General features: G+C 43.4%; 20 protein-coding genes, 2 tRNA genes and 3 pseudogenes. 8 read left to right on the forward strand and 17 right to left on the reverse strand.

All coding sequences use genetic code 11. The annotated features are described in order from the left end of the window. Positions 1 to 42: 42 nt before the first annotated feature. The 4 genes from NSS67_RS24245 to NSS67_RS24260 all read right to left on the reverse strand — a co-directional run bounded on the left by NSS67_RS24245 (position 43) and on the right by NSS67_RS24260 (position 6,060). On the reverse strand, positions 43 to 1,056 hold the full coding sequence (locus NSS67_RS24245; RefSeq protein ID WP_339316215.1) for an S-layer homology domain-containing protein: 1,014 nt from the start codon (positions 1,054 to 1,056) through the stop codon (positions 43 to 45). Between the two features lie 99 nt (positions 1,057 to 1,155). Next, complete coding sequence (locus NSS67_RS24250) at positions 1,156 to 2,787, reverse strand: helix-turn-helix domain-containing protein (protein ID WP_339316217.1); 1,632 nt, start codon at positions 2,785 to 2,787, stop codon at positions 1,156 to 1,158. A gap of 27 nt (positions 2,788 to 2,814) precedes the next feature. After that, on the reverse strand, positions 2,815 to 4,110 hold the full coding sequence (locus NSS67_RS24255) for an extracellular solute-binding protein (RefSeq protein ID WP_339316219.1): 1,296 nt from the start codon (positions 4,108 to 4,110) through the stop codon (positions 2,815 to 2,817). Positions 4,111 to 4,260: 150 nt separating this feature from the next. Then, positions 4,261 to 6,060, reverse strand: coding sequence for a sensor histidine kinase (locus NSS67_RS24260; RefSeq protein ID WP_339316221.1), 1,800 nt, complete (start codon positions 6,058 to 6,060; stop codon positions 4,261 to 4,263). A 238-nt stretch (positions 6,061 to 6,298) separates the two neighbouring features. On the opposite strand from NSS67_RS24260, the gene NSS67_RS24265 reads away from it, so the two are divergent. The 3 genes from NSS67_RS24265 to NSS67_RS24275 are packed head-to-tail and all read left to right on the forward strand — an operon-like array spanning position 6,299 to position 8,294. Further along, a complete protein-coding gene (locus tag NSS67_RS24265) occupies positions 6,299 to 6,451 on the forward strand; it encodes a helix-turn-helix domain-containing protein (protein ID WP_339320690.1) in 153 nt (50 codons plus the stop codon). 25 nt (positions 6,452 to 6,476) lie between these two features. Then, positions 6,477 to 7,067 carry a TetR/AcrR family transcriptional regulator gene (locus NSS67_RS24270; protein ID WP_339316223.1) on the forward strand — a complete coding sequence of 197 codons (591 nt, stop codon included), beginning with the start codon at positions 6,477 to 6,479 and terminating at the stop codon, positions 7,065 to 7,067. A gap of 24 nt (positions 7,068 to 7,091) precedes the next feature. Continuing rightward, positions 7,092 to 8,294: an MFS transporter gene (locus NSS67_RS24275; RefSeq protein WP_339316225.1), complete on the forward strand. Its 1,203-nt coding sequence runs from the start codon at positions 7,092 to 7,094 to the stop codon at positions 8,292 to 8,294. A gap of 242 nt (positions 8,295 to 8,536) precedes the next feature. Here the strand turns inward: NSS67_RS24275 and NSS67_RS24280 are convergent. The 3 genes and pseudogenes from NSS67_RS24280 to NSS67_RS24290 form a co-directional block, all read right to left on the reverse strand. Next, a pseudogene (locus NSS67_RS24280) lies at positions 8,537 to 8,608 on the reverse strand (RNA polymerase subunit sigma-70); the annotation flags it as partial. A 9-nt stretch (positions 8,609 to 8,617) separates the two neighbouring features. Further along, on the reverse strand, positions 8,618 to 9,052 hold the full coding sequence (locus tag NSS67_RS24285; protein WP_339316227.1) for a helix-turn-helix transcriptional regulator: 435 nt from the start codon (positions 9,050 to 9,052) through the stop codon (positions 8,618 to 8,620). A gap of 22 nt (positions 9,053 to 9,074) precedes the next feature. After that, positions 9,075 to 9,341, reverse strand: a complete 267-nt coding sequence (locus NSS67_RS24290; protein WP_339316229.1) for a hypothetical protein — start codon at positions 9,339 to 9,341, stop codon at positions 9,075 to 9,077. 222 nt (positions 9,342 to 9,563) lie between these two features. Between NSS67_RS24290 and NSS67_RS24295 the strand changes: the two are divergent. Continuing rightward, positions 9,564 to 9,710 (forward strand): annotated as a pseudogene (locus tag NSS67_RS24295) (MFS transporter); the annotation flags it as partial. A gap of 520 nt (positions 9,711 to 10,230) precedes the next feature. Here the strand turns inward: NSS67_RS24295 and NSS67_RS24300 are convergent. The 6 genes from NSS67_RS24300 to NSS67_RS24325 form a co-directional block, all read right to left on the reverse strand. Beyond that, positions 10,231 to 12,141, reverse strand: a complete 1,911-nt coding sequence (locus NSS67_RS24300; protein ID WP_339316231.1) for a beta-N-acetylhexosaminidase — start codon at positions 12,139 to 12,141, stop codon at positions 10,231 to 10,233. Between the two features lie 62 nt (positions 12,142 to 12,203). Then, complete coding sequence (locus NSS67_RS24305; protein ID WP_339320691.1) at positions 12,204 to 13,064, reverse strand: carbohydrate ABC transporter permease; 861 nt, start codon at positions 13,062 to 13,064, stop codon at positions 12,204 to 12,206. A gap of 56 nt (positions 13,065 to 13,120) precedes the next feature. Then, positions 13,121 to 13,993 carry a sugar ABC transporter permease gene (locus NSS67_RS24310; RefSeq protein ID WP_339316233.1) on the reverse strand — a complete coding sequence of 291 codons (873 nt, stop codon included), beginning with the start codon at positions 13,991 to 13,993 and terminating at the stop codon, positions 13,121 to 13,123. Between the two features lie 32 nt (positions 13,994 to 14,025). After that, complete coding sequence (locus NSS67_RS24315) at positions 14,026 to 15,357, reverse strand: extracellular solute-binding protein (protein WP_339316235.1); 1,332 nt, start codon at positions 15,355 to 15,357, stop codon at positions 14,026 to 14,028. Between the two features lie 105 nt (positions 15,358 to 15,462). Further along, positions 15,463 to 17,007, reverse strand: a complete 1,545-nt coding sequence (locus tag NSS67_RS24320; protein ID WP_339316236.1) for a helix-turn-helix domain-containing protein — start codon at positions 17,005 to 17,007, stop codon at positions 15,463 to 15,465. Positions 17,008 to 17,043: 36 nt separating this feature from the next. Next, on the reverse strand, positions 17,044 to 18,825 hold the full coding sequence (locus tag NSS67_RS24325) for a sensor histidine kinase (protein WP_339316237.1): 1,782 nt from the start codon (positions 18,823 to 18,825) through the stop codon (positions 17,044 to 17,046). 220 nt (positions 18,826 to 19,045) lie between these two features. Between NSS67_RS24325 and NSS67_RS24330 the strand changes: the two genes are divergently transcribed. The 3 genes from NSS67_RS24330 to NSS67_RS24340 are packed head-to-tail and all read left to right on the forward strand — an operon-like array spanning position 19,046 to position 21,833. After that, the gene (locus NSS67_RS24330; protein ID WP_339316238.1) at positions 19,046 to 19,807 is read left to right on the forward strand and encodes a DeoR/GlpR family DNA-binding transcription regulator; all 762 of its coding nucleotides are present in this window, start codon (positions 19,046 to 19,048) and stop codon (positions 19,805 to 19,807) included. Between the two features lie 14 nt (positions 19,808 to 19,821). Further along, positions 19,822 to 20,598, forward strand: coding sequence for an ectonucleotide pyrophosphatase/phosphodiesterase (locus NSS67_RS24335; RefSeq protein ID WP_339316240.1), 777 nt, complete (start codon positions 19,822 to 19,824; stop codon positions 20,596 to 20,598). Next, positions 20,586 to 21,833 carry an MFS transporter gene (locus NSS67_RS24340; protein ID WP_339316242.1) on the forward strand — a complete coding sequence of 416 codons (1,248 nt, stop codon included), beginning with the start codon at positions 20,586 to 20,588 and terminating at the stop codon, positions 21,831 to 21,833. Before NSS67_RS24335 ends, NSS67_RS24340 begins: the two co-directional genes overlap by 13 nt. Positions 21,834 to 22,231: 398 nt before the next feature. Here the strand turns inward: NSS67_RS24340 and NSS67_RS24345 are convergent. The 4 genes and pseudogenes from NSS67_RS24345 to nrdR all read right to left on the reverse strand — a co-directional run. Then, a pseudogene (locus tag NSS67_RS24345) lies at positions 22,232 to 22,557 on the reverse strand (ABC transporter ATP-binding protein); the annotation flags it as partial. Between the two features lie 218 nt (positions 22,558 to 22,775). After that, positions 22,776 to 22,848, reverse strand: a tRNA-Lys gene (locus tag NSS67_RS24350). Between the two features lie 16 nt (positions 22,849 to 22,864). Beyond that, a tRNA-Ala gene (locus NSS67_RS24355) sits at positions 22,865 to 22,940 on the reverse strand. Positions 22,941 to 23,198: 258 nt separating this feature from the next. Beyond that, complete coding sequence (nrdR, locus tag NSS67_RS24360; RefSeq protein ID WP_339320692.1) at positions 23,199 to 23,675, reverse strand: transcriptional regulator NrdR; 477 nt, start codon at positions 23,673 to 23,675, stop codon at positions 23,199 to 23,201. 165 nt (positions 23,676 to 23,840) lie between these two features. On the opposite strand from nrdR, the gene NSS67_RS24365 reads away from it, so the two are divergent. Then, complete coding sequence (locus NSS67_RS24365; RefSeq protein WP_042126012.1) at positions 23,841 to 24,059, forward strand: alpha/beta-type small acid-soluble spore protein; 219 nt, start codon at positions 23,841 to 23,843, stop codon at positions 24,057 to 24,059. Positions 24,060 to 24,072 lie beyond the last annotated feature (13 nt).

Here is a 24,072-nt window from a genome sequence, read left to right on the forward strand (position 1 = left end):
GCCCTCCTTTCATAAGGAGGTGCATCATTTTATGTTTTTTTATTACTTAGCATTTAACAATCGCTTAATAACTGCGGCCGACTCTGCTCTTGTAGCAGATTCCTTTGGTGCAAATGTAGTTTGCGTTCTACCTTTCATTAATCCCGATTTCAAGGCAAATCCTACTGATTCTTTAGCCCATGGGCTAATTTTAATATCGTCTTTAAACGCAGTAGTGGAATCTGAAGCCATACTTTCGACCTTTACGCCAGCAGCATAAGCTTTTGCTCGCATCAGCATCGTTGTCATTTCTTCACGGGTGATGCTTTTATCCGGAGCAAATTTCGTCTTGGACAAACCGCTAATAATTCCGGCTGCATAAGCTTTCTTAACCGTATCTTCATACCAAACTCCTGATTTCACATCTGTAAACGGATTACTTCCAGAACCTTCTTTAAGATCTAATGCTCTGGCTATAAGAGCTGCGAATTGAGCGCGAGTGATGTTGTTATTCGGGGCAAAGCTGTCGGCATCCATGCCTTCAACGATTCCTTTAGTGACCATTTCCATGATATCTTGCTTCGCCCAATGTCCAGCGATATCGCCGAAAATCTTGGTGAATGATGAGGTTTGATTCGGGGTAAATTCCTGATCCTTCAGATTACGATCAAGAACTTTAATCGCTGTCCATTTTACTGCGGTTGTACCAGCCCTTTTAGCTTTAAAGGTGATCGTGGCAATATCCAAGTTACCCTTTTCGCCATTCACATTTCCAATTTTCGTATGGGCTATCGTAATTTCATTGTTTTTAACGATTGGAGATACAGAAAAGCCTTTAATCTTCGTTTCTGCTTTTACAATCTCAAGCACTTTCGGGTCAAAATTGAATTTAGCTTCATATGCATATAAGTCTTGAATATCTTTACCCTTCAATGTGACGGTGAACGTAGAATTTGTAGATTCAGTAGCTGATGTCTGCATCTCAAAGTCAGAGACTTTTTCAGCTTGGACTGTACTCAACCACATGGAAGAACATAACGTACAGATTAGTGCAAATGTGAATAGTTTGCGTCTCATAAGAACATCCCTTCACGTATAAATTTTAACTCACCCTAATCATATGGATTTTGAAATCGGATACACATGATTTATTTTGTTCAACATTGATTATTTTTGTTATTCTTTCTCTCTGCGATAAGCTAAGGGGCTAATGCCTGTAATTTTTTTAAAAATACGACTGAAATGTTCTGGATTAACGTACCCTACTTGCTCCGACACCTCATATATTTTCATTCCGCTCTCCAACGCCGTTTTCGCCTTTTCAATTCGCAGATTCGTCAGAAACTGAATGAAATTAACGCCTATTTCTTTGGAAAATTGTTTGCTTAAATAGCTTTCGCTTACACCGACAATCTGACTTATATTCGATAAATGAACGTCTTCGTTAAAGTTTTTCTCTAATAGCTCTTTTGTCTTAGCAACAACTGGGCTAAGGAAGGATTCCTTCGGTTGATATTTGGGATGCAATTTCTGATGAAGGTGATCCAAGAACAGTCGACACCAATGCACCGTATTCTCCCAGGTCTCCTGCTTATATATGTGATCCGTAATGGGATACGGCAGCTTATCATGAAGCTTCTCCCAAGAAATCCCTCTTTGGTAAATTAATGCACTTGCCTCCCAGATCATATCGACTACGTCTGATTTGATTTGATCAGGTGAACACGGGTGTCGCTGGACCAACAAGCTACAGCAGTGTTCATATACCTCCTGCCATTTCGCCACATCCGGATCACTTAATGACTTCAGCATTTCGGTTCTAACCAAGTACCATTCTTCTTTCCAATCACTTTCCTTAATCAATGGACGCCTTTCAGCTTCCGGATAAAATAATCGATTGTAGCCTTGGTAGAAACTTAATCCCGCTAATCGTTCAGCTTGGCGGAATAATCGGTTCCACTGTTGAAGTCCATCCACAATATCACTGATGCCCATAGATAGCTTCAAATTAATAAATTGCTTTAATCTCATGCTCACTTCAGACAAGATAATATCTGTCAATCTACGAATGGCAATGATGCTGCATTGCTCGGGGAAGGAGAAGAATAAAACATAATGCCTGTCATCATATCTGCATACCTTGCAGATCCCTTCATTTCTACTTCGATTCGTTACCGTTCGAATGGTCTGCATAATCATACGGTGTGAATCTTCAAACTGAACGGCATCTGATAGCCTAATAAGCGCAACCTCCAGATTCTTTTCCCCCATATGCTTTCGAACAAGCTCCAACGAAGGAGCTACATCATCATCCATCACTTCTAAGGAATCCGCTAGGCAGAGCCGATGCAGAACAGAACAGATCGATGATTCTACGTCCTCTGAGGTAGATACTGACCTCGAGGAGCTCTGCCGTCGCTTCAACTCATCCACGGTCTTAGTCAGAACCGGCGCAATATAGCTCTCATCTAACTTGGCTTTAACAATGTAATCAAAGGCGCCGAGCACAAAGGAATCTCTTACAAAAGAATAATCTCCGTGCGCACTGAGCATGATGGTTAGCGGTTGATTCGAAAAAGTAGTGTTATTCAATGCTTCGAGAAGCTCTACTCCATTCATATTTGGCATTTGAATATCCGCCAGAACTAGATCCACATCCTGATGGATTTTCAGCATGCTTAATGCCTCCTTGCCATCTCCTGCTTCACCTGCAATCTCAAAATCACTCGAAGCAATGGATATATATTCCCGAAGGGCTAACCTAGCTAATGGTTCATCATCAACAATGAGAGCTTTAAATTTCATCATAAATCCCTCCATAATTGATCTATAGGATTACTTCAAAGCCTGAACCGCGCTCTCCCAATCATCATTCAGTTTCTCTTGAATATCGGACACCTCAGCTCCTGAGAATATCTCTTGTGCAGCCAGCTTTTCATCGAACTGTATGGCATTTTTTACTTTTTCAAACTTCTCATCGATCCCCAAGTACATAAACGGCTCAAATGGATGATCCTCTTGTACTTTGTTGAAGAACGGCAGGAACGATTCGATATTGATCACTGTCGATGAATTTTGCGAATAATTAATATACACTTGGTAAACGCTTGGGCTGAACACCCATTCCAGAAACGCTTCAACTTCTTCAGTATTCTTTGAGTTTTTATTGATGGCCATATATTGATCTGGCATAGTGATTGCCTGTAAGCGCTCCGAAGTTGTCTCTCTCCAAGGCAATGAGAACGCATCTAGATCTCTATCATCTTTCATTTTGGATAAATGATCTCTTAGGTACCACTGGCCGAGTGCAAGCATTGCCGCTTTATTACTTTGAAACAGCTGCGTTGCCTGATCCACACCAATGCTGAGCGCATCAGGCCCTGCTAGTTCATTCTCTGCTATTTTTTTGATCATCACTGCCGCCTTTTCAAATGGAGAATCTTTTCCAAAAGGACGATTCGTATGAGCGATAGCCGATAAATAGTTCTCATCCTTGGATAATAGAGGCGGTCCGAACTCAGTGAAAGGATAAAAAGTCCAATTATCCTTTCCTCCAATCGCAATCGGAATATATTTGCCATGCGCTTTGATCTTCATCATCACATCCATAAATTCATCCATCGTTTGCGGAATCTCTACGCCGACCTCTTTAAATATACTTGGATGGTAGTAGACATATTCAGAGAATGACACAAGCGGTAAACCAAGAATCGATTGATTTAATCTAGCCGGATATTTATTGTTATTTGCTGCGGTTAATCCATCCAGTGGTAATAGTGCTGCTTTATAAGTAATTAGGTCATCTGGCTTTAGATAAAAAATATCCGGTAAATCATTTGCTGCTAAACGAACCTTTAAATACTGACCGCTATTATCGGGAATCGTCTCTACTTCAACCGTTACATTAGGCTTAATTTCAGAGTAATCTCTTACCTTTTCCGTCCAAAATTTGATATCCGACTTCGCTTCCCACATGCCGAATTTTATTTTAATCGGTTGATCCTCATTCACCGTTCCCTGTTGTCGTTTTATTGCCCCTCCTTGGGAACTGAACTTACTTAAAGCGAAGAAGCCACCTATAAAAATAAGAGAAATGATCCCTATTAAGGACACACGGAGTATTATTTTCACTTCTTTTAATCACAGCCTTCGAAAAAAGTTTATAAGCAATATGAAATACGCTTACAATATTGAACACCATCATATCTCCTCTGAAGTCACATATGAATGATGTTTTCCCTCTGGACTATGATCTTTTATGATCCTCCGCAGCATTTTTCTTCATCCTCCTTCTCCTAACAATTGATCCTGTATCTCTTCCTCCGGTGTGTCGATTAACGGTAGTCTAATCGATACTATCGTTCCCTGAGGTTTATTCTTCTGGTACTTTAAACCGTATCGCTTCCCGTAATGAAGCTGAATTCGTTTATTTACATTTCTGTTTCCCATACCACTGAATGAATGGTGACGTCGTATGCCATCGCTGTCAGATCCTTGAGAATCCATCTCCAACATACCTACACCATTATCCGCTATGGTTATTAGTAGATCTTCCCCTTGTTTTCTCACTATGATCTGGATGATGCCAGGATAGTCAACATTCTTTAGTCCATGAATAATACTGTTCTCTAAGATAGGTTGTAATAGCAGCTTTAAAATACAATAACTCCCTAATTCCTTATCTACATCCCATTCCGTTTGGATCGGTCTACCAAAACGAATCTCCATGATATACAAGTAATGCTTCAAATGATCCATCTCTTCATCAATCGTAGTCAAAATCCCACCACGATTAAAAGAAGAAGCCAAAAGGCGAGTTAGTGCATGCGTCATATTCCGGATGTTATCTGCCTTACTAATTAAAGCCATAAATTTGATTGAATTGAGTGTATTTATTAAAAAGTGAGGATTAATCTGAGACTGAAGTGCCGCAAACTCCGCCTTCCTCTTCTCCACTTCTTGTCTTTCGTGATGACGTAACAAATCCTGAACACGCTCTGTCATATGATTAAAGGAATGTCCTAACTTAATTAATTCTAGGCTACCGGTTGCAATAAATTTAGCGTTTAGATCACCTTCTGTTACCAGGTCCATTTGCCGAAGAAGCTCATTAAGCGGTTTAGTAACATTAGATACGAAATAAAATGATACAAGAATAAACGCCCCGATGATCATTATTGCAAAAACCCAAACGATATAATTCACACTAACGTAATTGGCTGTTAAATCAGCATATGGAATGGACTGGACAAGCCACCATCCTGTCCGATCGACCTTGGCATACGTTATCAGATTCGTAGTTTCACCATTAGCATCCACAAAGTAACCTTTATCCTGGGGTCCACGATTTGCAAACCAGTGCATCGGAAATTCGCTTCCTCTTAAAGCAAGGGTATTCGAGGAGATAATCTGGCCTTCCTCAGTGACGATGTATAAGGTTGATTCCGTGTTGTCACGCGATTGCAAAATATGATCAAAGGCACTGCTCTCAAATGTAAAAAGAATCATTTCTAGCTTGGATAAAGGATTGATTACACTTGGAGATAAGGCAGCAACCATATTGTAAGGATTGTAATTACCATAGACAACATTGGGCAGCATCCCCAGAAACTGAACGCTATCCGGATTATTTAGCACCTGCTCAAACCACATTTCCTGACGAAAATAGGAAGTATCTATATTCAAGTTTTTTAAGTACGAATACGATTTGTGGTCCTTAAAAAGGAAATTTACCGATAACACACGACCAGAGATGGATGCCGTGTACTTCTCAATTAGAACCTTTAGCTCAGAGTTAGCCTGCTGTTTTTCGATTCCAGTCTTTCTATTAATATCATAAAGCTTTGCCATCACATCCCTGTCCATACCGATGGAAGCAAACAGACCCGTCAACCTCTTAATTTCCTGACTAACGGAATAGGAGATCGCTTGAGCCGTTTGCTGAGATCGCGATGTATTTTGCTGAAGAATATCTCGCTTATAAATATTTAGAATAATGATGGAGAATAAGATGATCGGCAGAATGACTACAAGTATAAAAAAAAGCCTTAAAGTGCTAGACATCCGCCAATTCTTCCTCATATGTTCCCTCCCCTTTAAAAGATAAGCTTATAACGATTACTTTCATCCTATATATATTGAAGAAACATATTCCCTTAAATTTGTTCTACTTCCTGCATGGCGACAAAAGTACTTAGAATGTTACACATAACCATTTACTTAATAATTAAATCCGAGGTTATTCTCGTCTTTCGACAACACATACGAGCTGATTCGTAACGAAAAAGAGCTGACACTATAGTAGGAGTTCTTCTTTAGGATCAACTCCTTTAGTTTGGTTAGTCGTCTTCTCAAACAGCTTGAGAATTTAGATTACGTTAAAAGGGAAGAATCTCCTAATGATCGTCGAGCTATCCTTCTTACGCAGAAGTTAAATTTCATTTGCACAAAACAATTAATTTTGATAATATAACTGACGAACGTTCGTTAATATCGAGGTGGTTTTTTTGAAAAGAAAAGAAATTAAAGACATCGCTTTGAAATGTTTCACAACTCATGGGTATGAGGGAGCTTCTCTATCACAAATTGCCGAGTTGGTTGGGATGAAAAAACAATCTCTTTATGCTCATTTCAAAGGGAAGGATGATCTTTTCCTGCAAGTTTTACAAGATGCCAAAGAGACAGAAATCTCATCGAAACTACAATATTTGTGTAAGGTGGGTACCCAAAATCCTAAAACAGATTTATTAGGATATCTGCAATTGGTAATGGATTTGTTTCAAAAGAACGAGCAGTTAAAGTTTTGGCTGCGTATGACTTTTTTCCCACCGCCCCATCTTGCTAAAGCGATTGATGAGGAAGTGATTGATACGGAAAAAAGGATTCAAACAGCATTAGAAAGTAAATTCCAAGCTTGGATCGATGCCAAAGTCATCGTGGAAGATGCAGCATCCATCCCTACTCTTGCCTTTTTAGGTGTAGTAGATTCGATCATGCTAGAGCTTGTGTATGGCAATAATGAAATCCGTTTAAATGAAAAACTAAATGCCTCATGGACCGTATTTTGGAGAGGTATTTCACAGCTGTGATTTTACAAAGAGAGGTATTACATCATGAAAAAACCAATAAAAGAACAAAAAGCAGTCTTACTCATTCTGCTAAGTAATATATTCATTGTTTTTCTAGGCGTCGGACTTATCGTACCTGTTATGCCATCCTTCATTAATATTATGCATTTGTCAGGTAAAACGATGGGGTATCTAGTTGCAGCATTTGCATTTGCACAACTAGTCATGTCTCCAATAGCAGGCCGATGGATTGACACTTATGGCAGAAAAAAAATGATTATAATCGGCCTAATACTCTTCAGTGTATCGGAATTGATTTTTGGTTTAGGTACACATGTATCCGTTCTTTATATCGCCAGAATTCTTGGAGGGATTGCTGGTGCATTCATTATGCCTGCCGTCACTGCCTATGTTGCAGATATTACTTCAATAGAGGAAAGACCCAAGGCAATGGGATACGTGTCCGCGGCAATCAGCATCGGTTTTATTATCGGCCCTGGTATCGGAGGTTTTATTACTGAGCTTGGTATACGTGCCCCCTTCTACTTCGCTGCTGGCTTCGCCTTAATCACTTGTATTTCGTCGATATTTATACTGAAAGAGCCACTATCCAAAGAGCAACTTCTGGAAATCAGTAAGCTTAAAAAAGATACCAGCTTTATCTCTGATCTCAAACGTTCGTTCCATCCAGCATATATTATTGCGTTTATAATCGTATTTGTCCTTGCGTTTGGTTTATCTGCCTATGAAACTGTATTCAGTCTATTTTCTGATCATAAATTTGGCTACACACCGCGAGATATCGCAACCGTCATTACCGTAAGCTCCATATTTGGGGTGGTTGTGCAGATCTTTTTGTTCGGTAAAATGGTAGATAAGCTCGGTGAAAAAAAGCTCATCCAGCTATGCTTAATTGCCGGTGTCGTATTTGCGATAGCATCCACCATGATTTCAAGCTATTTCGCTGTTCTGTCCGTAACCTGCCTCATCTTCCTTGCCTTTGACTTGCTGCGCCCAGCCTTAACGACCTATTTATCAAAAACGGCAGAAAAAGAACAAGGTTTTGTTGCTGGAATGAACTCAACCTATACGAGCCTCGGCAATATAGCCGGTCCTGCTTTAGGCGGTATATTTTTTGACATTAACATCAACTATCCGTATCTATTTGCCGCTGTCATTATGTTCATTGGTCTTGGATTTACGCTGATATGGAAAGAAAAACAATCCACTGGTGGGTTGGTAAATTAAGTGGTGGAACACTCATTAGAACAAGTAAATAGGAGACAAAAAAATTTTTTCGTATATTTAATATCAGCAAAAAGACACCCAGTCAAACAAAACCGGGTGTCTTTCATTTTGAATATCTATATCGAATAATCCCCGCAACAGATCTTACCCTTTTACAGAACCACTTGTGATTCCTTCAACATAATATTGGTGCAATTTCATAAACAGGATTGAAATCGGAAGCGCATTATCTCCCATAATTACTTTTCTAGAGTATCCAGTATATCCAAATTGCGATATATCTTACTCTTCTTAATCTTAAGTTGCAGGCGATCCTGATAGAGTTAGAGCTCCATCAGCTTCTTTAGCAATTGCGTTTTCCTCGCAAAGCCGGCTTTCTTATAGATTCTGCCGAGATGCTTATTGACCGCAACTTGAGTGACATTCAACTTGTTCGCGATTTCCGCGCTGGAATCGGTAGACAGTACAAGCAGAGCGACCTCTCGCTCTTTGGAAGTGAAGCCGAATAAATTGTCGGGTAACTCCGGAGTCAGAGATAAGCCCGCACTCTGGACCCAACGGTCGAAATATGCCTTTTGCCTCTCTCCGCGAATGTCCAGCATAAATGTGGGTGAAGGAATTTGCTCATCAAAATCGTAATGAGTAGCTCCCTCAACCTGCTGAAAGCCCATCCGTTTAGTGATCTCTTGGTGATAAGGCAGCGGGCTAGAGAACATCAACATTCCTTGTTTTAAGATAAGGGAAATTAGCAGCCGCATTAAAGCGGCGCGGGCAGCTATGCTATCGTCCTTCCTCAGGTCGATATGGTAAATGCGATTCGGTCGTGGTGAGCAGGAATGTCCATTTGATGCAATTGTCCGATTTGGGGATTAAAATAGCTTCGTTCATAATCGGCTTCGGCTTGCATAACGTCTTGAATGTACTGTTCAGCTTGCCGAAGGCTGTCTTCATTAACCGTCTCATACTGGAATCATCTCCGGCCGCGGCGGCAAGAAGCTCGCTCCGAAGGCTTTCATTACGAGAGCGGAAGCCGCCGTGATTGTACACAAACTACTGCGGAAATCCGAGCTAATTGAATAAATGCAGCCTCGAATTTCTCACAATAATAGTTGAACCATACTTTCACATTTAATCTATTGGTGTTGAACAATCAATAATAAATACTTCACATAAGATGGATGCCGTGTACTTCTCAATTAAGACCATAGCTTATAAATAGTCTGCTGTTTTTCAACTCCAGACTTGTGATTAATTTCATTCAGCTTTGTCAATATCATCGGACCCGCATTAGGCGGTATATTATTTGATGTAAACATCAACTATCCCTATCTATTTGCGGCAGTTATTATGTTTATTGGTCTTGTCATTACGATGGTATGGAAAGAACAACAATCTACTGGTAGCTTGGTAAATTAAGTAGGTACACTCAGATATTACTTTCCTTATTGCTTCCTGTATTGGTCGCGATATTCTAAGAATCATAGGTAGTGAAGCACACGCCGCTTTTAATACTCCACCCATCCGAGTTTATCTTGAGGAGGGAGAGTATTAAGGCGGCTTTTTTTGTGAATATCAGCGCTTACGGACCGAGCAGCCCTTATTTCCTCCATAATCGCTGTTTTTCTACTTTTACGGACTCAGTTGCACTTATATGCGGATATTCGAATGAAATATTGCCCTTCTGAAGGGAATAAGAGCTATACGGTCCGTTAGCTCTGCACAATAGGCCGATTCGAGCAAATAAGGGCTGTGGTGTCCACAACCGTCAGATGAAGTAGAAATTCGGGAAAATTATGGTTAGTCGCGACGTTCAGATTAACGGTAAGTGTCGGGGCGGAGCACACGGATTGATATTTGTTTGGTTGAACAACAAAAAAAACGGCATTTCTACCGTTTTGTAGGATGGACTATCTTTCTTATTCTATAATTCTTCAAGCTAGAATGGATTGATCACATGGAAAAAGACGTTAGGCGACGCCATACGGTAATAATAGCTGCACCAGCCTGCACCTTTGCCGGTGAAGCGGTTCGTCGTGCTATACAGCAATCGTTCCTGCTCCAGCTCCTCGATCCGCTCGAGCTTTCCGTCCGCATATTCTAATAGCCTCATGCTCGCTGTATCCAGCCGGCTTACGACGCCGCCGTAACGAATATCGAGCACCTCCCAGCCGAACGGTTTGAACATCGATAGCCATTGCTTCCGGTGTGCGGCGCGAAGCTTTTGCACACCCAGCGAGATTTCGGGCAAAACATCCTCTGCAATCCGCCTAAGCATTGCCTTGTCTCCACTGTCATAAGCCCGCTTCAGCTCAAGACCGATTTCGCTCTTCTGCTTCAGCACCGCACACAGCTTTTGTGGCACCTCGAACAAGTAATCTAGCTCTGCCTCGGATTTTCTGCGGCTTGCAATTTCGCCTTCCGCCCATGCATAATGAGCCGCCATATCTAGCCCATCAATCTGTTTGTCGAACAACCCCAGCAGAACATCCTGATACAACAGAAACTTAGACGGATTGCTCTGCTTCTGATTATTTGGCGCAGCTCCTGGTGTCTCGTCCAGATACTTCAGTCCCATGTAAGCATCCGCCTCGATGCCGGTGCAGAACCGAACGCGCTCGGCTAGCGCCTTGTCAGTCGGCGTCGACGAAGAATAAGCATGCTCCGCATAAAACTGCAAGCCGAGCAATGCGATGTACGGATTGCTCTCCATTCCGTCGTCACCCCACATCGTCGCATAAACTTCCCGGATGCCTTCCTTCTTGCATACCGTCAGCGCTGCATCGGTCGCCGGCAAGGATAGCCCGTAATTGACACCGAACGTATTGAATACCCACACAGCACCCGCAAAAATAAGATTATTACCGAGCGGCCGGTGTTTGGCGATCAATGTTTCGTAGTCCTTCTCCTCGACGTGGTTATAGTCCCAGTAAACCATATCTATGTCCTTAGGAATGCGGCTCGACATATCCTCTGATATTTGCGTCTCATGGCCGTAATAATCTTCTCCGTTCGCCGAAGCCAGCTTCAGGAACATATCGCTCCACATCACCGCTTTCAACCCTAAGCGTCGAGTTACTGCGAGCACCCGCTCCAGATGACCTGTCATAATATCAAAACGGCTCATATATCCATTGCGATCTAAAAATTTGCCGCGTCCAAGCTCTTCCGCTTCATCCATGCCGATGTGGATTTTCCGGCTGCGGAACGGTGCGCTAATGCTGACAATCATATTTTCGACCAGACGATCGGTCTTCTCCGTTCCAACTAGCAACGCGCCTTTTGTATCTTTATATTCCTTTACCGGCTCCCATTTCAGAAACTCCTCCAAATGAGCCAGTGTCTGAATGCTCGGGAATGCTTCAATGCCAAATTGATCGGCGTAATCGTCGATTTCCTTCAACTCCGCCGCCGAGTAGCGGCCGCGCATATAGCCAAAATAGGGCTCGCCTTCTATCTCGTAAGTATCTTCTAAATAGAGCATGACGCTATTCAAGCCCATCAGCGCCATTTTGCGCAGCATAAACTTGAAGCTTTCAACGGTTAGCACTCCATTACGCGATAAATCAAACATCGGACCGATCGCATCGAATTGTTGTTGCTCTGTAATTTGAAATAGCTCTCCGCCACTAATCTTCTGAATCAACAGTCCCAAGCCGCGGAAAAATTGATGTTTAGCACTATAACGAATATAAGCGCTTTTACCATCATAGCCAACTTCCAGTTCCCCTGAAGACGGTTCTATCGAAACGGGAATTCCATCCTCCGACCATTCTGTCATAAGTTCGGTAAGCAGCAACTGAAGCCCTGATTGAAGCTCGCTCAATTCTCCTATAAAATGTAACTTCACTATCAATCCCTCCACAAGAATGAAATAATTATAAAGTCATACCAAAAACTCGATCAAGGGTGTCAACCTTTGACCGAGCCTGCAACCATGCCTTTCATAATTTGCTCTTGGAAGATCAAAAAGATGAGGATGGTTGGTATTGCAGCAATAAACATCGCGCCCATCGTTAAGCTGTAGTCCGTTCCGAATCCGTCGGAGAAGAGCGACAAGCTGAGGGGCAGCGTCTTCAACGCTTGAGAATTAATAAAGACGAGCGCGAAGGAGAAGTCATTCCAAAACCTCAAAAATGCAAGAATTGTAATCGTAGCCACGATCGGCAGGGATAACGGGAAAATGATGCGTCCGAAGATTCCCCACCAGCCGTTGCCGTCGATCATCGCCGCTTCCTCTATCTCTCTCGGAATGGATACGATATAGGCCATTCCGAGGAAGATTGCAATTGGTAATTCAAATGCCGTATAAGGTAGGATGAGTGACCAGTACGTATTCAGCATCCCGAGCTTGTTCATGAAAATAAACAACGGAACGAGTGTGCTATGAATTGGAATGAGCATGCCGAGCAAGAACAATCCTTTTACAACTCCACTCCACTTGAATGGGAATCGGGCAAGCACATAAGCTGCAAGCATGCCGAGCACAATGGTTAGCAGTAGTGCCGAGATAGTAACTATTGTGGAGTTGAGCACCGCCCGGTCCATATTTCCAAGATCCCATGCCCGAGTTATATTATCGAACTGCCAATGCTGCGGCCAGGAATAAGGACGATTGAAAAATTCCTGATTCGACTTGAATGCACTTATTACTAACCAGTATAGCGGATACAATGTAATTATGGCATAAAATAACAGGATGATTTTCGCAATTCCGGAAATCGGCTTACGCCACAGCGAGCCTCTCATCTTCTCCGACCGAGCGTCTATCATTGCTTGCATAGCGATTCACTCCTTCATCGGCCGGGCTAACATTAGCCGACCGCCCATTAGCCGCGTCTCTTCGTGATGATATGATTTAGGCCAATGAGCACGGCGCTAATCAGAATAATCATTGTGGATACCGCAGAGCCGTAGCCGTAACGGTATACCGTAAAGGTGTTATTGTACATATATGTGGCGAGCAATTCTGTCGATTGTGCAGGTCCGCCGCGCGTCATGACGATAACATGGTCGAATGCCTTCAAACTTCCAGATATGCACAGTATGACGGTTACAACCACTGTTCCCCAAATCATCGGGAGCGTCACGAAAAATAGCTTCCTCCAGCCTATCGCCCCGTCGATCTTCGCAGCATCTTCAATTTCTGAAGAGATATTTTGGAGTGCAGCGATGAAAATAATGAGATACGGGCCGATATTCGCCCAGTTAATCGGGATCGATACGGCAAACATATTGATTTTAGGGTCGTCTAGCCAAGGTCGACGCCATGCTTCCAATCCCAGCGTCTCCAATAATTGATTCAACAAACCGATTTGCGGGTGATAAATATAGCCCCAGATGAGACCGACGACGACTGTAGACAGCACCATCGGGAGAAATACGGCGGAGCGCATCAACCGATTGAACATCGTGTTCTTGAGCAGGAGCAATGACAGCAGCAATGCGACCGATACTTGACCTATTACTGCCGAGACGACAAGGATCAGGTTGTTTTTCAGCGCTCTCCAGAATACATGATCCTCTAGTATCATTCGATAATTATCCAACCCGATAAGCTTAGCAGCACCGAGTCCCTTCCACTCAAAGAAACCGTAGTAAGCTGACCAAAAAATCGGGACGATCGCAAAGACGATAAAAATGAGTAGTGCAGGAAGCAGCGCCATGATGACGAAGCTTCTGCTGCGCAATGATGCAGGCATGGCGACAGCCTCCTTTACGTACTTTTGTCTGATTACTTTTTAGTCGAACGCGCTTGCGCATCCTGAAGTTTTTTAGCTACATCCTCCGGCTTACCGCCCATCATAAGCTCTTGAAGACCGTTGTTGATCACCTCGCCTGCTTCAGCAGATAAATAGGCGTCATATACCGGCGTAATTTCAGAATTCACAGCCAATTCGTAAGCTTTGAAGTAAAGTGGACTTACTTTCGACTTATCCAGATCTACTTTGTACATAACCATCGAGTTGCTTTCTGCGATCGCCTTTTGCCCATCCGGTCCGCTTACTGCGTAGATCAGATCAAGTGCTGCCTGCTTCTGTGCGTCTTTTGTATTTTTGTTAAGCGCGAAGCCAGCGCCGGCACCTCCGGAAAGCGTATTCGCTTTGCCTGCTCCACCTTCTATACCAGGCATTGTTGTGACTTCGATAGGTGCCAATTGCTCAGGAGTTGCGGATGCTGCAAGATTCGTAAGCGACCATGCGCCGTTAATCATCATAGCTGCCTTGCCTTGAATGAAGTATTGCTCTGCTTGCGTGTTGTCGATGCTGTTTGCGCCATCTTGAAACGCTTTATTGTCAACGAGCTCTTTGTACTTACCCAAAGCATCAATGAACACAGGATCTGTAAAAGACGCTCCATCTTGAGCGGCTGCTTTCAAAAACCATTCTGTGCCCGTCACGCGGTCAGCCAACGAACCGATAATCGTCGATTGTGCAACCCATGGTGCTTTATTCCCGAGGGCAATCGGCGTAATGCCGTTGTCGTTGAATGTTTTAATTGCAGTCATCATCTCTTCCCAAGTAGTCGGCACTTTTACACTGTGCTTCTCGAAAAGATCTTTGTTATAATACATGAACGAAGTTGCTGACATACCGAGCGGCGCTGTGAAAATTTGTCCTTTTTCAAACTCATAGCGGTCGAATGCCCCTGCCAAGAAACTGTTCTTCCATTCTGGATATTTATCCATCAACTCTGTAATCGGTTGAAGCTTACCGGCATCATAGAACTCTTGAGATTGGCTGCCCGCATAAACGAAAAATACGTCTGGCATTTCATTTGCCGCAGCCACTGTGCTTAGGCGTTGACGATAACCGTCAACTGGGATCGCTTGCACGTCTACCTCAACGTCTGGATGCTCCTCTTTATACTTGTCGATCAGGTCTCTAACCGCTTTGGCACGAAGGTCGTCACCCGCGAAGTTATGCCATATTGAAATTTTAGTTTTTTCTCCAGAGCTTTTCTTGTCTTCATTGCTCTGCTCCTTTTTTCCGCTATTGTTGCAAGCGGTTGCCAAAAGGGCAATCATCAAGATAATTGTCGTTACTAACGCAAGTCTCTTCTTCATTCAAATATTCCCCCTTTAGTGATAACCCTAGTATAGATAAGACAGACGAGAAGTCGTAGGGGGGAAAATTAAGCCCATACGGGGGATATTTTCACCTTAGTCGATTCATCTTGAACGATATTGCGAAGGGGTTTCGCCACTGTAACGCTTAAACAGCTGGTTAAAATGCTTCATATCCTCGTAACCTACCCGCTTAGCGATCTCGCTCACCTTCGCCGGCGTTTCCCTCAACAAACGGCTAGCCCATTCCATTCTTGCTTCCGTTACATACTCAATATAGTTTTTACCTGTTTCCTGCTTAAACAGCTTGCTAAAATAGTTCGGATTCATATGTACGCATGCCGCTACCTGCGCCAAAGACAAGCTGTCTGCAAGATGCTCGCGTATATAGGCTACAGTTCGGTCAATGGCTTCATTTCTGCTGCCGTTTAATCGCTCATACTGCGCATGGATCGCAAGCAGCATCTGCTGCAAAGTTTCTTCTGGATTCGCAGTAAGCAGCTTCATGTCCAGCTGTTCAATCTGTGGAAGCTTCGGCATCGATTGACCAACGGATGCTGCTGCACGCTCTAGCCAGCGGTACCCCCCAACGATCAAGGAATGTAAATATGCTTGAACGGAACTAGGTGTCGCTTCCGCATCCTTCCTAATGCTCGCCAGTTCACCTTTAATCCACTGCTGTACGACTTCTCGGCTCCCGCTTCTCAGAACGGCGGTTAGCTTCTTCTCCACTTCTTCCGTACAAACGGTCCGCATTCCTTTCCGGTCTTTAATATCCTCATAGGCCAGCATTCTTGTTTCCTCTGCCAACCAGCGGTACGAGACGGTTTGTTCGGCAGTGCGAAGTGACTCTCTCAGTTCTGCCACGTTGCTGGCCCATACACCGCATGCGGCAAAAAAAGGCTGGCGATAAACGTGCTCCGCCCGCTCCATCGACGCCTTAACCAATCGCTTCGCGCCCGGCCGCCCCCTGCGGAAAATAAGCAGCCATCCATATTCCCACTCCAGAATGACGCAGCCAAGAGAATCCCTAATCATCGCAGCCGCCTCATTCATTTCACTTTCTGTCTCCTCCTTCACTGTCAGTGGAGACGCAGATGTAACTAGCCATAGCTCTAGCTTCTCCATATCCGATCCGAGCCTCAGCTCAGGATAATAGATCAGCAGTTCCTCACTTTCACGCTCCGTCAGGAGATTGTCCCCGCGAAGAAACCGATCTAGTTGCTTCCAACGGAACGCCGTTTGATGGATGGCTTCTTGAAGCACTGCCTCCCGTCTGCTGACGATACGCTGCTTCACGCGCATAACCGCAGTCATAATATCGCCAGGACGGCTATTTTTGAGCAAATAATCACTTATTCCTTCCCGCATCGCTTGCTGTGCATATGCGAAATCATCGAATCCAGACAATATAACAATTTCAATGTATGGAAAATTCCGCTTAACCTCGCGAGACAATTCCAATCCCGTCATTCCCGTCATGCGAATATCGGTTAGTATGATGTCAGGGCACTCTATCGGAATGCGCATCAGCGCTTCCTCCGCGGAAGCAGCCGGTGCGAGCAGCTCAATGCCATTCTCTTCCCATTTAATAACCGTGCTAAGGCCGGTCCTAATAATGACTTCGTCATCTACTATCAAAAGCTTCATGTGCAGATTCTCCTTCCTTCCCACAAAGGTTGCAACCTATTTGATTTCTGATTGGAGCGGTATAATCGTAAAACTAACTTTAGTGCCGCTTCCTTCTGCGCTTTCGATCCGCAAACCGGCTTCATGCCCATAATGAAGCTGCAGCCGATTATGCACGTTGCGTAATCCGTAGCTGCTGCCTGCCGAGTCATTATTCTTCAGCGGATCAATACCCAAGTTTGCGCTTATCTTCTCCCTCAGCAGCTCCAATCTTTCCCTGCTCATGCCGACACCGTCATCCTGAACGATAAACGTAATACGCTCTCCCGCTGACACCGCTTTAACGATAATGCTTCCTTTACCCTCTCTTTTCAAAATGCCATGAATCATCGCATTTTCAATTAGCGGCTGAAGCAGCAGCTTCAGCATTCTCAGATCCAGAAGCTCCGCCGGAATATTCGCCTCGTAATCAAATTTATCTGGATATCGAATGGACTGGATCTTCACATAATGATCTACATGCAAAATTTCTTGGCTGATTGCACAATATTCCTGTCCTTTATTTAAGCTGAAACGAAGAAAATCACTCAATGAGCCGACCATATCCGCGATTTTTTCGTCTCCCTTCATTAGCGCCATCCAGTGGACAGACGATAACGTATTGTATAGAAAATGCGGATTGATCTGCGCTTGAAGCGCCGACATATCCGCTTCCTTCTTCAACGCTTCGTTGTGCTTCACCTCATCGGTTAGATTAATAATTCGCGAGCTCATCCGATTATAGCTAATAATCAGTTGTCCAACCTCATCGATCGATGTGACGGGCAGCGTCGGCAGCGGCTCGTCTGGGCTGGAATTTCTAAGAAACTTCGTTAATGCAGACAACGGTTTCGTCACCTTTTGAATAAGTACAAGTACGAAAGCGATCACAAAGAGCATGGAAATGCTGACTGCAATTGCGGTTAAAGTTAAAAAATACTGGTTCTGCGCTCTGTAAGCTTTTGCTGGAATGATGCCTACGAGCCTCCAGTTAATATTCGGCATCTGATAGTGCAGTACTGTACTCCGTTCCTCCGCTTCTCGGTAATCGAACGAACCCGACCTTCCCTTGAAATCAACTATTCCGGGGAAATACTCGTTCAAGTTCTTGTTAGTCGAATACCCTTCCGGCCCAGCCAATATCCTGTTTTGTTCGTCCAATAGCAGGGCGACACCTTCACCCTCTAGTCCAGCTTGCTTTAAATGGCTAGAAATAACCGATTGTGTCAAGCTAATTTTAAGCATGCCGATCTTGTAATATTTTGATGTGCTGCGAATCGGTCGTGACATCGTAATGGCATCCTCTTTGCCGTCCGACGTAACAAAGTGATGCACCGGAGACCACCATTTTGGATATTCCTCATAATAACCGGGATACTCGCTCTGAATATCGGTCCATTCTGATTCGAGGACAGATCTGAAGGAAACCGACGGCTTATTATCTTCATTTGCTTCGATCATGACATTGGCGATATATGATTTGGAAATCGATAATGTTGTAAGTAAATTAATGATGGAGGTTTGCTTTAGCAAATCGCGTTCCGGTGTTTTCAAATAGCTTTGGACATCAGGGTGGCCGATGAGGAATAGTGATAGATTCTCGACATCGCTTACCATATTTTCCAAATAGGCCCCAATTTGCCGAAGCGTATTAATGCCTGAGCTTTTCGCTTTCTCCTCCGTTAAGCTTTCAGCAATATAATAGGAGAACAGTCCCAGAGACAACACGGGTACCAATACCGAAATAATAATCAACAAGCTCAGCTTCTGCTTTAACGATTTACCCAACCAGTTTTCCATCGTATCCTCCGTTCAGAATGCCTTTATGCTCTGTAGCTAAATTGTAGTTTTCATGACTACTCAGAATATATGTTTGCGCTTTCATAATAACCTAAGTCGCTCGTCCCGACCAGAGTCTATTGTTGGCCGCAAAAGCACTCATGCTGAAGTAAACATAGTCTTGACAGATTATAACATAAGCGATATAACATATTGTGTATATGTGAGGAGTTGATTGCATTTGTTTGCAAATGAAAGACGTTTAAAAATTATGGAGATGCTTGAACAAAAATCGTCCATTACCGTTTCAGAGCTCATTAAGATGTTCAGCGTATCGATTGAAACCGTTCGGCGCGATTTAGAATATCTTGAAAACCAACAGGCGCTCAAACGCGTACATGGCGGAGCTGTATCGAACCAAAAGATGCATAGCTTTGCAAACCTTGAAAATCGCATGTCGGAAAACAAAGCTTTAAAGCAATATCTCGCAAAAATCGCTATACAGTTTATACGCAATTACGACACGATAGCCATTGATTCAGGAAGCACCGCTATGGAGTTAGTGCCGCTGTTAAGAGATCATTTTCACCATCTCACGATTATCACAAATTCCCCGGAGGTCTTTGGGTCTCTGAGTGATACGGATGGGTTTGAATTGATTCAAATTGGTGGGCAATACCTCCGTGAAGAAAAAGCATTTTACGGTCATATGGCATTAGATGCGATTAATCGGCTTCATTTTTCAAAAACATTTGTTTTTCCGTCGGCCATTTCGCTGCGCAATGGTATTGGCGTATTTGTCCACGAGCTTTTTGATATTCAACGGGCTTATATCCGCAATACAGACGAGGTGTTTATCCTTGCTGACAGCTCGAAGTTCGAATCAACTGCTTCAATCAAGCTTTGTGACTTATCGACATCCTTTAAAATCATCACCGACCATGAACTGCCAGATCATATGTACTCGCTTTATAAAAAGAATGACATTCAAATTATTAACTAACAGGAGTGATTCCTATGAGTGAAAAAGTATTGCTGATTTTGGTCGATGGTATGCGACCTGATAGTTTGGAAAAATCCGGGCATCCTTTTATTGAAGAAATGAAGGCTAAGGGAAGCTTCACCCTCGATGCGCAAACGGTTATGCCAAGCGTGACCTTGCCGTGTCACATGTCGTTGTTTCTTAGTGTCCCTCCAGAGCGTCACGGTATATTGGATAATATATACACTCCCCAGGTTCGGCCTATATCAGGGCTCTGCGAACAACTGAGTGCGAATAAAAAAACGTGCGGATTTTTCCACAACTGGTCGGAGCTTCAAGATGTGGCTCGTCCCGGATCATTAGCTTACAGTTGTTTTATATCAGGCGAAGCCTATACATACGAGGCTACTAACAAGATGCTAACTGACCAAGCAATCAAATATATAAATGAACAGTTACCCGATTTTACCTTCTTGTATTTGGGACTTGTCGATGTAATCGGCCACAAGTATGGCTGGATGTCAGATGAATACATTCAATCAGTCTATGATTCTTGGGTATGCATCGAAAAAGCCGCATGTGCGGTGCCGGAAGACTATACGATTATCGTAACCTCTGATCATGGTGGTCACGACCGGAATCATGGTACGAATAAGCCTGATGATATGACGATACCGCTATTTGTGAAAGGTAAATCGTTTGCTCCCGGAACATTCATTCCTTACGCCAATATCATCGATATCGCGCCGACCATAACAAAACTTCTTGGTGTAGAGAGCAATGTGGATTGGGAAGGCAAATGCCTGGTATAGGCAATAAAGAACTGACGAAGCGTCAGTTCTTTACGTTCAGCACACTATGTTGTCTAGTCTATTTCACAAGCTATATTACACGGATCAATTATGGCGCTGCTATTTCTGAAATCGTAGATTCGCTTAAGATATCCAATCAGCTTGCCGGTATGGCAGTTACCGGTAGTTTTATAACCTATGGAGTCGGTCAACCGATCTGCGGCTTTTTGGGCGACCGTATAAAACCTCGAAATATGATTTTTATAGGGCTATTGGCAACCGCGATCTGTAATCTTACGATTTCATTTATGAGTAACATTTATCTTATGATCTTCATTTGGTGTTTCAACGGACTTTTTCAAGCCATGCTATGGCCGCCGCTAGTGCGTATTATGGCGCAAACCCTATCCGATGTGAACTACCGGAAAACAAGTATCGGCGTAGCTACGGCGGCTTCTGCCGGAACAATTGCCGTCTATTTACTTGTACCATTCTGTATATTGATTTCCGGTTGGCGATTATCCTTTATCATTCCTGCTATTGTGGGATTCTTGATAGCCTTGGTCTGGTTTTTTGGCGTAAAAGAATTTACTGTACCTGAACCAAAAGTCGAAGAGATATCCATCCGAAATCCGGTTTTGACAAAGACGAGCACCCTCATTTTTGCATCGGGTCTACTGCCGATTATGTTGGTCATTGTGTTTCAAGGCGCTCTGCGCGATGGTATTACAACCTGGATGCCGACCTACATCCAAGACGTCTACCACTTGAGCACTTCCATATCGATTTTGAGTACAGCCATACTTCCCATCTTTACGATCGTGAGTGTTGCCTTCGCGACATTTGTTCAACGGCTTGTTGAGAACGAATTAAAGACCTCAACCTACATTTGGGGCACTGGATTTATCGCTTGTATGGTGTTGATCACGCTATTTGCCTCGAATGCAGTTGTATCCATTACACTTATGGCCATCATAACAGGTTGTATGCACGGCATAAATTTGATGCTGCTCAGCTATCTGCCTTTGCATTTTGAAAAATACGGGCGCGTATCGACTATGTCGGGTATTCTAAATTCATTCACTTACCTCGGCAGCGCCATATCCATTTATGGCATCGCAACCTTAAGCGAACATCTGGGTTGGAAATTTACTATTATTTCTTGGAGTGTTATAGCGTTTATGGGAACGATAATTTGTGCTTTATGCGTTCGAAGATGGAAACGGTTTACCAGCGAGCCTGCCAACTTCTTGTAGTCGGGATTGTCTTTAGCCATATGCTCGGCGTAAATTGCCATACCGACTGGGCTTCCACAGACAATTAATATACCAACTGCTTGGTCGACGTCGACGTGCAGCCGCCCGGCTACTCATAACAGGTCATGGCTTCGATTACGGCTTCATTCGCGACTGATTAAGAATTCTGATGTCCCTCGCATCGGACACCCTAATGGATGTCCGTCTTGTTAATATGGAGCCTAGGGGGATCGAACCCCTGACCTCGTCGCTGCCAGTGGAGCGACGAGGTTTTGTACGTTAGGGAACAGCGATAGAAATCCTTATGTAGCAAAGCATTCTGGGATTTCTCTTATCAAGAAAAAGTTAGTCTTCATCAAATGCCTCAACCACAATGGGTACGGCTGCTGTCACAGCATTACCTTTTTCATAAATAACCGTGCACTCTCTGTTATTCTTGCAACATCTCTTCTATTATCTCGCATAGATGGAAGAATGATATTATCGAGCATATTCAAGTTTTTCAATAAGGTTGGCTGCTGGAACACAAATCCCATTTGATTTCGGCGTATATCCGCAAGCTCATTTCCCTTGAGTATCGATATGTCCTTACCGTCAAAAATGACCTTACCCTGTCCTATACTATCCATTCCACTAAGGCAACGAACTCACCCTCGTTTATTTCAACAGACACCCCGTCGAGAACTCTTTGCTTTTCATTGCCTTCACCGAACGTGTAATATATTGCATCTTAATATCTAAGTTAGTAAACCCCATGGAGGAGCCAGCAGTGAGCTGTGAGATAGTGACAAACTAAACAAAAAGAACGAGCAGCAAAAGCGATTTTTTTGGGTGCCTAGGTGGCGGTTGTCCTTGCTGTGTTTTATGTGTTTGATGTTTGGTAATTCGAGTTTGTAGGTTCGAAAATAGCAAAAAAACGGCATTTCTGCCGTTTTCTTAGGATGGACTCTCAGGGGCTCGAACCCTGGACAAATAGATTAAGAGTCTACTGCTCTACCAACTGAGCTAAGAGTCCATAATATGAAGTATTCTGGTGGAGAATAGGGGGATCGAACCCCTGACCTCATCGCTGCCAGCGATGCGCTCTCCCAGCTGAGCTAATTCCCCATATATTTACATTTTACCCAATTAATGATAATCGAAATTCGGTTAATTTAGGGTAGTGTTTCTAACCAGCTTGTACTCCCAGCTGAGCTATGGCCCCAAACATAAATTTTTAGGTGTATGTAAACACACTTCTAAAATTCAGTTCGGTGTATTTAAGTCATTCTGACAAACTCAAGCGCCGTAGGCGACTCCTATATAATATAAAAAATCGCCTTCGCTGTCAACACTTTTTTTATAGTCAGTAAACTAGCCACAACTCTACAATCTATCCAGATCCCCAGTGCTTTTAGACAGCAGACCCTTTAGTTCCTTCATGAACATGTTAATGTCCTTGAACTGGCGATATACGGACGCAAAGCGAACATACGCGACTTCATCAACTGGATAGAGCTGTTCCATAACAAATTCACCGATCTGTTGACTCTCCACTTCTGCTACAGCGATGCCACGTAGGGATTTCTCCACTTCAGAGACGATCTTCTCTAGACGTTCTACAGAGACTGGTCGTTTCTCGCAAGCACGGATTAGACCACGCAGAATTTTATCACGGCTGAATTCCTCACGGCTGCCGTCTTTCTTGATCACGATTAACGGTGTTTCTTCAATCATTTCAAAGGTTGTAAACCTTTTGCTACATCCCTCGCATTCACGCCTGCGGCGGATTGACTTATTCTCATTCGCTGGTCGCGAGTCGAGTACTTTAGTATTTGTGTGGTCACAGTAAGGGCATTTCATAAGCTTCATCACTTCCTATTACATAATGTTTTTTTGTCCCGGACCTTTAAACATCCGGCTTTTGAAGAGCTATTTCATTTTTTCCAGAAATCACCGTTTTTTTGTTGTAATGATTATGGCAAGTCCGGCACATAATACAGTTACCAACAGAGGAGGTGAACAGCAATGAGCCAAAACAACAGCTCCAATAACCTTGTAGCTCCAAATTCCCGCGGTGCCTTGGAACAACTTAAATATGAAGTTGCCCAAGAACTAGGAATCACGCTTTCCCCAGATGGTTACCAAGGCAATAAAACTTCTTATGAAAATGGTTCGATCGGTGGTTACATCACTAAACGTCTTGTAACCCTGGCAGAACAACAATTGGCAGGTCAATACAAATAACCTGTCGACATAA

This window comes from Paenibacillus sp. FSL R10-2734 (assembly GCF_037963865.1).
GTDB lineage: Bacteria > Bacillota > Bacilli > Paenibacillales > Paenibacillaceae > Paenibacillus_AQ.